Annotated in this window: 12 protein-coding genes; all 12 read right to left on the bottom strand. The window is 37.4% G+C overall.

Annotation, left to right across the window (positions count from 1 at the left end; genetic code table 11):
- Positions 1-52 precede the first annotated feature (52 nt).
- Complete coding sequence (locus AOG27_RS15105) at positions 53-1,510, bottom strand: SpoIIE family protein phosphatase (RefSeq protein ID WP_054553838.1); 1,458 nt, start codon at positions 1,508-1,510, stop codon at positions 53-55.
- A gap of 7 nt (positions 1,511-1,517) precedes the next feature.
- Entirely contained in the window at positions 1,518-2,222 is a 705-nt protein-coding gene (locus AOG27_RS15100) for an AAA family ATPase (protein WP_054553837.1), read from the bottom strand.
- Complete coding sequence (locus AOG27_RS15095) at positions 2,219-4,285, bottom strand: SLBB domain-containing protein (RefSeq protein WP_054553836.1); 2,067 nt, start codon at positions 4,283-4,285, stop codon at positions 2,219-2,221. Before AOG27_RS15095 ends, AOG27_RS15100 begins: the two co-directional genes overlap by 4 nt.
- 1 nt (position 4,286) lies before the next feature.
- Complete coding sequence (locus AOG27_RS15090) at positions 4,287-5,144, bottom strand: OmpA family protein (RefSeq protein ID WP_054553835.1); 858 nt, start codon at positions 5,142-5,144, stop codon at positions 4,287-4,289.
- Between the two features lie 8 nt (positions 5,145-5,152).
- Complete coding sequence (locus AOG27_RS15085) at positions 5,153-5,473, bottom strand: STAS domain-containing protein (RefSeq protein ID WP_054553834.1); 321 nt, start codon at positions 5,471-5,473, stop codon at positions 5,153-5,155.
- A gap of 158 nt (positions 5,474-5,631) precedes the next feature.
- On the bottom strand, positions 5,632-7,467 hold the full coding sequence (locus AOG27_RS21915; protein WP_327077889.1) for a sugar transferase: 1,836 nt from the start codon (positions 7,465-7,467) through the stop codon (positions 5,632-5,634).
- Positions 7,468-7,476: 9 nt separating this feature from the next.
- Positions 7,477-8,553, bottom strand: a complete 1,077-nt coding sequence (locus AOG27_RS15075; RefSeq protein WP_054553832.1) for a glycosyltransferase — start codon at positions 8,551-8,553, stop codon at positions 7,477-7,479.
- Complete coding sequence (locus AOG27_RS15070; protein WP_054553831.1) at positions 8,550-10,025, bottom strand: GumC family protein; 1,476 nt, start codon at positions 10,023-10,025, stop codon at positions 8,550-8,552. The genes AOG27_RS15075 and AOG27_RS15070 overlap by 4 nt, the downstream gene beginning before the upstream one ends.
- A gap of 153 nt (positions 10,026-10,178) precedes the next feature.
- Positions 10,179-11,303, bottom strand: a complete 1,125-nt coding sequence (locus tag AOG27_RS15065) for a glycosyltransferase (RefSeq protein ID WP_054553830.1) — start codon at positions 11,301-11,303, stop codon at positions 10,179-10,181.
- Positions 11,300-12,010: an acyltransferase gene (locus AOG27_RS15060; protein WP_054553829.1), complete on the bottom strand. Its 711-nt coding sequence runs from the start codon at positions 12,008-12,010 to the stop codon at positions 11,300-11,302. Before AOG27_RS15060 ends, AOG27_RS15065 begins: the two co-directional genes overlap by 4 nt.
- A complete protein-coding gene (locus AOG27_RS15055; RefSeq protein WP_054553828.1) occupies positions 12,003-13,367 on the bottom strand; it encodes an O-antigen ligase family protein in 1,365 nt (454 codons plus the stop codon). The genes AOG27_RS15060 and AOG27_RS15055 overlap by 8 nt, the downstream gene beginning before the upstream one ends.
- Positions 13,351-14,766 (bottom strand): lipopolysaccharide biosynthesis protein, encoded by a 1,416-nt coding sequence (locus tag AOG27_RS15050; RefSeq protein ID WP_054553827.1) that lies wholly within the window; start codon positions 14,764-14,766, stop codon positions 13,351-13,353. Before AOG27_RS15050 ends, AOG27_RS15055 begins: the two co-directional genes overlap by 17 nt.
- Positions 14,767-14,771: the final 5 nt, after the last annotated feature.

Here is a 14,771-nt window from a genome sequence, read left to right as displayed (position 1 = left end):
AAAACCTTACTAATAGCTTAGTGTGAAATCGCTCAGTTTGTAAACTCAAACTTTAGTGTTTGTTGATCACAATGAGTGATGCATCATCAACTTCTTCAGATAACTTCACTTGACTGGCTTGCCATAAACCATATGCAAAATCTTCATTGTAGAGTTTGTTTGCGTTTAATTTCGATACTATTTGATCCACTTCATCTAAGTGCTGGTTATCTAACCAACCATCTGTAAAGATTAATATGTGCTCAACCTCAGCTAGTTCATATTGGTAATGCTTAAATTGATGTTGATCATTAAGGCCAAGCAAAGGATCTGTGCCAACTAGCTGCTCTAAACGGCCTTGTTTATTAATAACACAAGGCGCAGGATGACCCGCATTGAACCAATGTAAACGGTTATCTTCGATATAAATTATCAACAAGGTTACTAAGCTTGATTTACATAAGCGCTGCTCAGAAAGGGCTCTATTCAACATAGGTAGTACGGTCTCTAAAGGGATCTCTGTTGCTAAACAACCACTTAAAAAACCTTTAATAGCAAAGCTCTCTTTTAAAGCGACTAGACCATGTCCCATCATATCGCCAATTACCACGGCGTTGCTATGCTGGTGGGGATACAAACAAAAATCTCCCCCCATTTGGCTTATAATTGAGCCAAAATTATAAGCGTTATACGTTTCTAACTCGCGTTTGGTTGGTGCTCGGTCCTCATTAACAAAGTACTTTAAAGCAGAGAACCGATGAACAATTCTTTCAATACTTTGCAGTAATCTAGTTTTGGTAACAGGTTTAACTAGATAATCATCAACGCCGAGCATATTAATTCTTTTTATCAACTCTTCACTGTCATCCCCCGTGAGCATAACAACTGATAAATTAATTTTTAGATTTGACTGGTTTAGTCGTTTTAATAGCGGCTCACTCGTACCATTTTTAAGCTTGTGGTCTAACAGTAAAATCGTCGCACCTGAGGTAAGGATCTCTTGCCAACCTGATTCAATGTCTTCGCAACAAATTACTTGAAAATGTTCAGATAAATAGGCTTTAAGCAGAGCCAATTGTGACTTATCATCATCAATGTATATCAATGTTGGCCGCTTATCGATATTGTTTAAACAGAAAGAAAATGTATTAAATTGATGATGAGTATTATAGCTAGCATTAGGAAAATAATGCTTGATAAGCGCAACCCCCATCCCCCCTTCAACAAGCTCACCGCTGTCTATTTCCCAATTTGATGAGTGATTATTAAAAATATCATAACTTTTAAATGAATCTTTAAATTCAATTCGTAACTGCTGGTTTGATACTTTAAATATACTAAATAACAAAGGCTTATCATTTTTCTTTGTGTGGCGTAGTAAATTAGTTAAATACTCGGTTGCTACAAGGCCTGCAGCATCAATGTCTTGGTGCTTGACACTAATTGCAGTAAGGATATGTTTTAAAACATGCCGTATCTCACTCACTATCGGCCAATCTAGCGTATAACTCTTTTGATAAAGGCAGTCCATTTGTCTCTCAATATGCAGTAAACAACCAACGTTGTTTAATTATTTTATTTATTAGGTAATTAGAAAGTTTAGGCCATTTATGTTGGCGCGTTTTAAGTGACTCAATCAAACGTGTACCCAGTGGAGCAAAGTTATGCTGTGCGACTACAATTTTAATCTCAGTCAATCCTGCTTGCTCTAGATTTGTAATGCCATGGCACAGTGCTTCTTCATCATTTAAACCTAATGAAACAGTCAAAAATGTCATGTCAGTACATAAGCTTAGCGCATGTAATGGTACATTGCCTCGATTACACTTAAGTGCTGGGCTCATATCAATAAACACATAGTCATATTCTTGTTTTATTCGTTCAATTGCATCGTTTAGGATTGATTTGTTTTTAACTGATTCCAGCTCATTTAGATGCTGCATAGTTAAAATATCAACGTGATCTGTGCTAATAATATTCAATTGACAACTTATATCACTAAAGCACCATGGCCCAACGTCAGTACTTTGGTTCTGATCAAGTTTAAAAGGCGAAATTGGGTTCAAATCAATGATCAAAACTTTTTTTGATTGATTGCATAGTCTTGTTGCAACGCTAGTACATAAGGAAGTTGAACCCTCACTTCCTGTTAAAGATATAAAACAAATACAGCGAGCTTTAAGGTTATCAATTTCATTACAAACTGCTTCAAGCTCTTGGTATTGAGAAGGTATCATTTTCATAGGCCCACCACTAAAGCGATTACTGTTATGAAGTCGAGAAAGTTAGATTTAAATTGGCTAATTAAATCCTGACCTTTATCTGGCACATAAAGCGTATCGCCGGCACGTAACACAGGGATATACGCTGAATTCGGATTCTTAACAAACTCTTCTAAATCAAATACACGAGACTGCTCTTTACAGCATGAATGATTAACCACCACAATTTTGTCTATGAGTGCAGAGCTTGATGGACCGCCTGCTTCTGCTAGTACGTCAAGTACCGTCATAGTGTCATCAAAGCTGTAACGACCAGGCTTTTCAACAGCCCCCATAATACGCACTACTTGCTCTTTAGGGGTACGTAACCAATCTTTATCTTTTTCAGGAATGTAGATGGTATCGCCTGGTAAAACGTGTGGAAACAGTGTTTCATCGCCTGTTTCAAAATAAAGTGCGAGGTTTAACTTACTAACCTTTGCAGTGTTTCCATTACGATGGGTAATACGAATATTACGTAAATCTGCATTATCTGTAGGACCATCAGCCGCGGCTAAAATATCAATAAAATGCATATTGGTATTAAATGCATAGCGGCCAGGAGAACCAACTTGCCCCATTATATAAATAGATTTACTTGATTCTTGGCGGATCCATTGCGATTTATTATCAGCAGGATCAACTGGCAGTTCCTCAACAATGATAGTGTCGCCAGCAATCAAGTTGGGTAATTCATAGTTTCCTGCATCATTAATTGTATACTGCTCTAAATCGAAACGTTTAGTGACTTCACCGTTACGAACGATCTTTATATCATTGATATTTGCGCCTTTAGTTGGCCCGCCTGCATGCGCAAGTAAATCTGTGAAATCCATTTCGGGACTCCATTCATAACGGCCCGGTGATTGGATTGCGCCGATAATTTTAATTGCGCGTTTTGGTGGCACTTTCAACCAACTTTTTTCATTTTGGTCAGTCTTTTCTGGAACAAAAATCACATCTCCTGGGTTTAAGTTAGGCACTTTTACAGTCACAATTCCTTCACTGTAGCCTTGCAGATCGAATAAAATACTTTCGCCCGATGGCGTTAAAATCTTAATCTGGCGAGTTTCTGCAAAGCGAGTCGGCCCGCCGGCATTCGCAAGAATATCTAAAAAGCTGGTACTATCGCCGGCCTCATAAGCACCCGGCTTTTGTACTTCACCCATGATGTAGACGGTACGTGATGTAGTGTTTACATCATCAACCATGATAGGCACGTAAATCGTAGAACCAGCTTTTAATGCAGGCATTGTATCGTTGTTAGGTTTATCCAAATACGCTTTTAGGTCAAAAACAACAGGTGTTTTGTCTACGATAACGCGAATTTTGGTTACATCTGCGTAGCGAGTTACGCCTTCAGCTCGCATCAATGCATCTAATACACTCATATTTTCTTTGAATGAAAAACTACCTGGATTGTGGACTTCACCAAGTAAGGTGATTGCACTATTATCGCTGGCATCACCGGATGCACTTAATGTTTGCGCATCAAAATCGATTTGTACATTGCCTAATAGTGGTGATACAGGTACGAATACTGTGTCGGCACTTTGTAATTGGGGTAATAAGTCAATGTTGCCTGAATCTAAATAGGCTTTGTAATTGAATTCTATTACATCGTTACCGCGACGAATTTGTAGTCTGTCTAGCTGTGCCCCTGGTTTCAAGCCACCTGCACGTGCAATGACCATTTGGATATTACCATCACGGGGAATACTGACTTGAGATGGGTCGTTCACATAACCCATAACATTAATAAAAATATCTCTAGAACGAATTTCGACATAAAAATCGTCCATCGCAACATAGACTTCGCTTAATGCAGCACGTAGTTGCTGTTCAATTTCAGCAAGTTCAGCGCCAGTTACTTTAATCTTACCAAGCTCAGGTAAAGTGATGGTGCCATCTTTGGCAACTTCAAATGGTTCATCAAACTCTACTTCACCCGGTAAGTATAAATATATTTTGTTTCCGACTTGAACTTGCTCTGCAACAGCGAGTGTTGAGAACATAAGTAAGCATATTAAAATTAATTGTTTCATATTATTGCCCCTTAGGACCATTTAAAACTTTGGTCCAACTGGATAATGCATGTACTTTTTTGTTCGTATCTTTGTCAGTAATATCAATAACTATCGCTTCTACACGTCTATCTGAGTGGCGTTTAGCATTTGAGTCGAGCTCATTGCTATAAGGTGATAAACTACCTTGTGTGAGCGTTGTAATCGTAGCTGGATTAACCCCGTAAATTCCTAACCAATGTTTAACCGTCTCTGCACGTTTCAATGCTAATTCATAGTTATTGGTTTGTTGCCCGCTAATATCTGTATGCCCTACTAGTAATAAGTTGATTTTATCTACTTGTTTTATTAAGTCAGCCGCTTGTGATAATCGAGAGATGTATTTAGGTGTTACTTGAAAGTCATTAAAAGAGAATTGATTGTCACTATTTAGCAGCTCAGTGATCTGCTCTTTCAATGATGCAGTCATCACCTGCTCATTTTCCGTTGGGCCAGCACATTGCGTCATCGCATTAACTGTTTCAAAGTGTTTTGATAACTGGTTTAGGCCGTGGTAATGGATCAAAAGATCATGCTCTGCGTCTTCCCACATTTGGGCTGCGATTAAACGACGTATACGATTTTCATAAATTTGAGCTTTAAGCAATTGAGCGGGCATACATTGTTTGATGCCTTGAGCTTTCAACAAATCTAATTTCAAAACGTGATGTTCGAACTCACTCAAAACCACTGTTTCTTGTGTATCGTAAATAAGCTCATTTTGTTCATCGGTTAATGGGTAATTTTGGTATTTTTCGGCCCAGCCTCCTTGTCCTTCATCAGGCCAAGAAGCACATCCGCCAATTATAATCAGTAAAACTGTTATTAGTATGTGCTTCATAACTCACCTCACGCGATGTCAGCTTGCTCAATGAATGGGATGGTTTTATCTACTCTTAGTAAACTCATTAATTTATGTGGTTGACCTGAAACGTTCAGTAAAGAAAGCTTTTGGCCTTTTTTCTCAATTCGTTTATATAAAAATACCATCGCACCAATACCTGAGGAGTCGATGAAGGTGGTGTCACTAAAATCCAGAACCACATTTAATTGTTCACTCGTGGCTACCGTTTCGAACTGATCTTTGAAGCTATCGACTGCTAAGCCAGAGAAATCATTTGGTAAAGTGATGAATGTGGTATTTGCATCAGATTTAGTTGTATTAGTCATGATTTTCTACCTTTAAGATGGTTTGGTTAATCTTACTGTTACAACTTAAATGCCAGAATATAAGATATTGATAATTTTAAGTTTTTATTTACTTTGTGCATAATGCAATTAATTTATAAGAATTAATTTGCATTATGCAACTGATTTTGACCATAAAACTATTGGCCTTTTCCTGTAAAAACAACCATTAGCGTTTTGACAATTATTGAGCATTCTAATTTTAGCCATGCTAATGGCGTAGACATACTAAGTGAATAAGCATAATCCCAACCAATTTTACTGCGAGCATCTTCTATTGATTCGTCGTAGCCATTCATTACTTGGGCAAGACCCGAAATACCAGGTTTTACGCCATAAGTTCGTTGACAAAAATAGGGGATATTTTTTTCTAATTTTGCATAGAAAACTGGACGCTCTGGTCTTGGACCAATTAATGACATATCCCCTTTAAGAACGTTTATTAATTGCGGTAACTCATCAATACGCGTTTTTCTCATAAATCTGCCAATAGGAGTAATTCGTGGATCATCCTTACTCGCCCATACGGCACCTGATTTTAATTCAGCATCAACAACCATAGAGCGAAACTTATATACATTAAATAATTTGACAAAGTCATCTGAGCTTTCACCGACACGAAGTTGGCTAAAAATAATCGGGCCTTTAGAAGTTAATTTAATTGCGATAGCGGCAAATAAACAAATGGGCCAAACGAGAGCGATTGCAACTAATGCACCGATAACATCACAGCCACGCTTTATAACCTTCACAAGCGACTTACCAGATATCTCACAAGAAGAACGATTCACATTGTTATCCCTCACACGTCGCCAAGGGGCATTAAAGTACCCTAGCTCGTAGCGTATAATTCCATATAAAGACAGAAAATAACTGTTTAAAATATAGTTTACTTTATCCAAAATGGGTACGCGTATTTTAATATTAAAAACACTCTTTAACAGCTCAACACCGTGTAAGCTTAAAATGCCTATGGCTAAAAACACTGCCCATGTGGTTTTCATGAATGCAGCTTCGAATAAAATACACAAGTAGATACACGCTAAGATAATCGGCATCACGCCGCGCAGTACTTTATGCGAAAAAAAGTTTAAACTCGTCCAACCAAGTTGAGGCTTTAGAAGCTGTTTTAGGGACTTAATTTGTTGCCAATTCCCTGCTCCAAGGCGGATACGACGTTTGTAGTCTTCTTGTTGTAAATCGCATTCACGCTCATAAATAACAACGTCTTCATCTAATACTGCCTTACCACCTTGTGCAAGCGCATTCATAGATAAAATAAAGTCATCATTAATAGTGTTATCATCAAGCTCTATTGCCGATGTTGAACGCATCGCAAACATGGCACCAGGCACACCAATTACTGCACCTAGCTCGGACTCAGATAGTTTTACCTGATTTTGATACTTCCAATATGCTTTTTGTGCATCTGGAGCCCTATCATCAAGTGTGTACACTCCCGTAGAAATTGCAACTTTTGGATTACTAAATTTATCGGCGACCTTATTTAAAGCATCAATGCTCAATAGCGCGCTCACGTCAGTGAACAATAAAATATCATTTTGAAATTTAGCTAACCCCATTAATGTATTTAATCCATGCACTTTACCTTTGTTCTCTTCCCTAACATGGAAAAAACATTGCACACCATGGCTCAGTAAAACACGTTGAGCCTCATAAGCTCTGTTCACCGTCGCATCTGTGCAACCATCAAAATAGACATGTATGCTGTAATGATCATTGTCATATAACAATGAGGCTAAGTTATGTAACTTTTCTGCTATGTGGTCTTGTTCGTTATACGCGCACATTAAAATACCAATATTTGGCTGATAGGTTTTAGGGTCAGCCTTGCTATTTTTGTGTTTAGATTTGTGACTTTTTGCAGCCCAATTAACCATGATTGGATATCCAACATGGTGGTAAATTGCAACGAATACTAATACTAAAAATACGATACTGAAAATTGTCATCATAGCCTCCCATCACGCTAACGCTGTGTATAAATTGTCATATTGACTACTCATGGTCCGTGCATCAGCAACAGCAATAGCATGATGACGAATAGGATTTCCGTTTGGTAATTGCAAAGTACGTAATATTGCAGGGGCAATTAGCTTGTAGTTATTTGCTGCAATCAATTCCCCCTCTTTATCAGTTACAACTTCGTGAATACCACCTACATCAGATGCGACAATAGGTACTCCACATGACATCGCTTCAATGATAGACAGGGGCAGACCTTCTCGTTTCGAATATAGACACATAACATCGATGCTAGAGTAAAAAACTCTCATGTCGTGTATATTTCCTAAGAAATGTACTCGCGATTTTAAATCATAGCTTTCAACAGCTTTGTGGAGTAAATCTCTCTGGTCACCATCGCCTGCAAATACAAGGTGATAATTCTCAGGCAAATAAATGAGAGCATGTATTAAGTCTTTATGCCCTTTACCTTCAATTAGTCGGGCTGCACACCCGATCAACTGAACATTTTCTGGTAAGTTTAACTGCTGGCGTGCACATGATTTATCTATTGCTTTAAATTGCTCGCAATCAATACCATTTAAAATTGTCTGTTGAGGTATGATTGACGTTTTTGATTGAAACTCATTGGCTACGATGTTTGCATCTGCTACCCAATGAATATGTGTTAATAAGTTAAGAGCTCTGGTGAAAAAACGTTGCTTAATATTGTTTAAATACCAAGCATCATGAATAGTCGAAACATGGCGAATACGCTTAGTTGTTAATGAACACACAATACCAGCGTACAGTAATGGACCTATATGATGACTATGAATAATATCTATTTGCTGCTCTTTTATAAGCGCCTTTAATTTTTTTATAACCGAACCTTTAAAGCCAGGTGCTTTATTTAAACAAAAAACACTGCTTTTATAATTGCTAAGTTCCGGCCATTGTTTGATTGCGGACTCCTTATCACCTTCTAACGAGACGATGATGGTTGTTTGGCTATATTGACTATTCTTTAATAGCGTAATTGCCATTTTTTCTAGGCCGCCAACTTCTAAATGCTGTACTAAGTGCATTACCTTCATAAAGGTTCTCCTTCAATATGCTTGTTAGATGCACTGCTGTTTATAATTGGCAGGACAGTTACTACGTGTGCATTACTAAGCTTTTCAATAGTTTGAATATCTTTTAGATGGCTGTCGCAAAGTGAAGCAACAAATACACTTGCTCCACCTGTAAACATTCCAAGCACAACTCCAATCACGATTGTCATGACTAAAGAGGTATTGATTGGTTGCGTTGGGCTATAGGCGCGTTCAATTGTTTTTACTTTGTCTGGGCCTTCATATTTAACAAGTTTTCCTGTTACTTTTGCCATTTCGTATCGGCTTAACATATCTTTGTACAACGATTGTTTAACTTCGTAATCTCGTTCTAATTTTCTTAGCTGTTTTTCTACATCGCTGGTAATTAACAATCTCTCGCTTACCTCTTTTACCTGTTCTTCTAGCATTGCAAATTCTTGTTCCTGTTGAAGCAGGTTATTTTTAGCCTCTTCTAAGGCAAGCAGCTGAGAAACCAATACACTGGATTCTTTATTTTCACCCGAAGGCAAGGTATTAACCATTTGCCAAAGTTGATCTAAATTCGAGGTATCTAAATCTTCGCTTGATTCAAGTAATGACTGCTGACGCGCTTTTAAGTTTTTTAAAGTACGTGTTTTTTCAATAACTTTACTGTGCTTATCTGTATAACGAGTGCGCAGTAGACTTAATTCAGATTCTGTACGAATAATTTTTTCTTCTAACTTCCCTAGGATTGGATTAGCTTGCCCTACTTTATTTTTTAGTGCATTGAGCTTTGCTTTAGCACCAGAAAGAGCAATTAATTTCTGCTGTTTTTCCGATAATAATTTATCGAATGTTTCGCGGTTGCTATGTAAAACCGTTGGTAATGTATTGCTATTTTGGCTTTTAAATTTAGCAAGAGATTCTTCAGATACTTCTAACTCTTGGCGTAACCCTTCAAGTTGTTGAAAGAAAAATTGTTCTGACGTATCTAAAGAGGCTTTAGTTGGCGCAAGTAAGCGTTCAATAAATTTCTCTACCACTTTTTCAAGTACAGGTTTCATTTGACTTTGGTCGTGCCATATAAAGTTTATACGCACTAATTCATCGCCGATTAATGACAAAGAGAGAGCTTTAGAGAGCTTTTGATGAATTTCTTCAACTTGTTTTGGCGTTGCATCTTCTGCGATTAAATTAGTTTCCTTAGCGACAGCAATAAGTACTTTTCTGCTTATAACTAAAGTTCTAAGTGCTGCCATACGATCTGATAACTGAAATGAAAAAGACAGATCATCTAAGTACGGATTTAAAAGTGCAGATTCTTCAATCAAAATGGTTGCGTGGTTGGTATATTGTTTTTGAGCAGTCAGCCCCATGAAAATAACAACAAGAGGCACAATGCAAAACGGAATAATAAAAAGCTTAATACGCGTGTAAAGCGCATAAAGCCCTAAATATATTAATCGTTTGATCTGCTCTTTAACTAACATGGAGTTACCTATTGCTTTGCAATTTGCAAAAAAATGCAGTTATATTTGCATTTTGAAAAAAATAAATTGCGATAATTTCAATTAGTTATTCTGTTGCAGATCTTGTTCCAAAAATAAAAAAAGCTGCGTTAATGCAGCTTTTAATAGATGAAGTTAACCAAGCCCTAGCTCATCACTTATTTGTAGCGCCTTAACTTGCCAACTGTGATTTTTTGCGTATTCAGCTTGAGTTTGTCGCCAATTAAGCTTTTGCTCATCGCTTATGCTAATGGCATAGTCCACACGCTCAATGAAGGCATTCATAGAGTCTGCGATCAGCACAGCCTCTTGATAGGGTCTCACTGCAGCAAAATTAGTTGAAACAATGGGGGTTCCTGTCGCTAGATATTCCTTAAGTTTAAGCGGATCGCATGCTCTAATTTGCGCATTATCAACAAATGGGAGAATCGAGACATGCCAATGTTGAGAAAAAGTAGCAAGTTTATGGTGCTCTACTGCGGGTACATGGGACACATTGTTAAGGGATAATAATGAATCAAAGTCTTCAATAATGTTACCAATTAACATTATTTGGTATTGAGGCCGTTCAAGTGCCAGTTTTTGCAAAAGTTCTTTGTCGAGCCACGCATTTAAAGAACCATAAAAGCCAATAACCGGTTTATTTATATTACTAAGTTCAACTGCCTTCTGCTTTTTATTATTAAATAAATCAAAGTCAACACCATGAGATAACAGCTTAACTTTATGCTTTGGCATTTTGCTAGAAAGAAATTCACTTACTACATAAATGAGGTCGGCTTTAAGAATAAGCTCTCTCTCTAGTGGAGCAACCATTAAATGATCAACACCCGCTAAGGCCGAAAAGTCATCGCCACAATAATAAACGATCTTGTCTATGGGACGTAAATTAATAAGGTATATGGCAGTAGGTACACTAACCCAATAGATGATAGGTTCATTATCAACAAAAGACTTTTTATTAAAAATCCAATTATTAAATGCTTTTACAAGCTTATTGTCATGCCAAGGTAAAATCGGCAAAGTATGATCTTTAAGTTTGCTGTGCTTGTCTGCAGATTCTTCAGTATGCCTCTTTTTCAACACTAACGATTTTAGTTTGTAAAAAACTCTTTTTACATCAAGCAACTTTATTGTTGGCTTTCGCATACCGATTGAATTTATCCATACAATATCATAGCTTTTCGCTAATTCTTTAAAGATATGTTGAGTACTGCTTGGATGGCTTTGCCAATCTTCACCAAAAACGATAAATTTCATGACTCTGACTCCAGCTTCTTAACAACTTTTGCAGGGTTTCCAGCCACGATCGTATTTGCAGGTACATCTTTTGTAACAACACTACTTGCAGCAACTATTGCGCCCTTTCCTACTGTTACACCAGCAAGGATTGTCGCCCCCGTTCCAACCCAAGCCCCTTGCTCTATAATGATGTCTCCGACTTGCGAATCATCATCAGGCTCACCTAAAGCACGCCTTTGCGAGTTTAAAGGGTGGCCTGGAAAACCAGCTAAAAAAACCCGTCCAGCAAGCCTAACATCATCTTGCAGAACAATTTTACCAGCCACAGAGAATGAGTTTTGCCAACCAATATCGACATTGTTACCAATGATAAGTTGCGATTTGTTTAACCCATGACTACGACCACAAAAAGTGCTAATACCACTAATACGAGAATTATCTTGGCACGTTATATCTAGCTGCCCTAAAATTTGTGGCATACCAGAATAAAGATATAAATTACGTTTTGAACCTTTAATTTGGCTTTTAAAAATTGGCGTATAATAGAAGATACGTAATAGTTCACTGAAAATTGTTTTAACAAGTAAATGCAGTTTGTATAGGCATGCATGGAAACCTGGTATTACAAACATTTGCGGATTGCGAATGAGTTTTGCAAATTGAAAAAGTGACTTTGCAAAAGGACTGTCACTTGATTTTAACCACTGTTTTAAATTCTCAGTCATAATGCCTTTCCTTTTGTTTATCTATAACAAGCTTTTCAAGAGCAATAGTTAACGCCAAGATGATGTATATAGGCCAAGTAAAAGCTTGAGTTAAAAAGGTTCCTGACACCATAAAGCCTATCAGCCCGCCTTTAAGTGCTTTCGCATTCACTGCTATTTTTTCATCGTTAAGCTGTTTATTTATCAAGAAAACACGGTTTAAACTTCTGTAAATACATGTGATCAGGGCAATGAATATGAACATCCCAACAATGCCTGTTTCGCCAAGTACTTGAAACCATGTACTGTGTACTGCATGATTCTTGCCATCCCAATGTGGACTATAGAAAAAATAATTCGCGACAAAATTATTTACACCTACCCCAGTCAATGGATTAGACAGCGCCATGTTAATTGCCGCATGCCAAGCATAGATACGGCCCATTGCAGACTCATCGACACCATCTTCATGAGCACCACCACTTTGTCTATCTGATATCCCTGCAAAAACAATCATCGCGAGCATTCCGACAGCACCTATACAACCAACAATGATTGGATTTTTAATTTTTTGATAGATAAAAAAGCTTAATACTGCTGCAATCCCCAGTAATCCCCCACGACTTTGAGTAGCAATAACGCCACTAATCGCAACTATTAGACAGATGAGTGCTATAAAACGTCTTATTTTATGGGCGCTACTATCAAAAACTTCAGCTGCAAGAAAAGACACTGGGAACATCATGACAAGTGATAAATCATTCGGGTCACCGAGTTGTGAGCGAAGCTCTCGCGAAATAGTCACACGAGTTCCTTCAACAAGACCGATCCCATTCATTTTATTACTTAAGGCTACAAGCGCGATGGCTGAGCCTGAAATCATAATACCAATGCGGATAACATTAAAATGTTGTAGAGAAGTCATCCACCATGAAATTGCAAACACCATTATGAGCACTTTAATCAACACACCTGACCAATACTCAAGCGCTAAACCACGGTTAGCCGCACTGAATACGCAAATAGTTAACCAAATAAACCAAGCAAAAAATATAAGGTGATTTGTATGCCAATGAGGCTTTAATTTCTGCGAAATAAATAGATGCCATGCAATCCCTAAAAGAGATGCTAATGCCAAGAGCTTAGGAATTTTTAATGGCATCAAAACAGGAAATGCTTCGTGTAGCCTAAAATAACTAAAAAGAATAAATAAGATAATAAATGCAACACTGACTTTCACTGCTGTAAACGCTGCAAAAGGAAGTAGTAATAAAGCAAAAACGGCGATAGGACCTAGTAGCGAGTAAGTCGAAATAACCAGTACGGTGACAACAATACCATTTATTACAAGTTGATTTTGCTTATAGTAATTGAGCATATTTACGCTCCTCTACCGTTTTTTTGATAACTCGTAAAATGATGCTCTTGTACTGATTAATAAATACAAAAATGTACGTTAACAGGACACCTACTTGTAGAATTAAATTGCCAGGCATAAACGAAATACCCGCTATGATCAATAAAGCAAGCCAACTAGGAGCAAGTGAAGATAGTTTAAAAGTTAGCGGAACAAATTTTTGGCTAGTTAAGTAAAAACATAACAGTTTAAAGCTCTGCATAATAATTAAAGATAAGATCGCTCCTTCTACTGCAAACATTGGCACCAGAAGATATAAAAGGCTCAGACCGACTAATGCAGTTAAAAAATTAATAATGGGTACCCAGATCCCATTCTTATGCGTATAACAACCAATATTCAAAATATCGCTATGGAGCCTAATAGCAACCACAACAATTAACAATACTAACCAGTGCTCGTTGCCGTGGTAATTATCAGGTAACACTAAATTTAAAGTGATTGGAGCAAGAACAGACATCACTACGCAAAGCGCTAAACCAACACTCAAACAGAGAATGGCTTTACTTTCGTATTCAGATTTATTGTTTTTAACTAGGCTAAAACGTTTAGCAAACCACCAAAGGCGTATAGGCTCAAACGTAAACGAAGTTAATACTGCAAACTGCGCCGCCACGTAGTAATTCGCTAACAATGTCTCATCAAAGTTTGCAACTATAAACCAATTTTCAGCGCCGTTTCCGGCATAAATAAATAAACTAGAGATAACAATAGAAATGATAAAAACAGTCTGTTTCCCTTGTATTCGCCAAGAAAACTCTGAATAACTTACATTAATAACCTTTAAAATATCAAAATAGCTAATACATACAATAAGTAAACTACTCACTACGCCCGACACCATAACTCCAGTGATACTGAAACCTAAAAATAGTAAGGTAATCGTTAATGTTGTTTGGACTAAAGCATGAGAAATGCATAAATAACAATATGTTCTCGCATTATTAGTCAAGCGGTAATAAATGTACGGAATACCAATTAGCGCCGATAGTATAAGGTTAACAATTAATAGCCTTAAATCTAGAGGATCAACTTTGGCCGGTAACTGATGTGCTATTTGCTCAGAAAAAATCAAAGAACAACCCGCAAAGAGTAAACTAAATATAAAGGTTGTTATTACCGCGTCACGAAACAGAGCAAGTTTTTCAGTATGAGTATTGTACTGTTGTTTAAGTAAAAGCTCTGGTAAGCCTATTGATAAAATAAGCGAACACAGCGCAGAAACAGTTACTAGAAAATTTAACTGACCAAACTCTACTTGACTTAGAAATCGTGTGCTAATTGGTAGCAATAAAAAGCCTAGTCCTTTTACTGATAATACTGCGACGGCAAAATAACCTATTTGTTTTAGATTACTCATAACTG

Origin of the sequence: Pseudoalteromonas lipolytica, assembly GCF_001306915.1 — a bacterium.
GTDB classification, from domain to species: Bacteria; Pseudomonadota; Gammaproteobacteria; order Enterobacterales; family Alteromonadaceae; genus Pseudoalteromonas; species Pseudoalteromonas simplex.
Note: the sequence above shows the minus strand (reverse complement) of the source record. Positions and strands in the feature narration are given on the sequence as shown.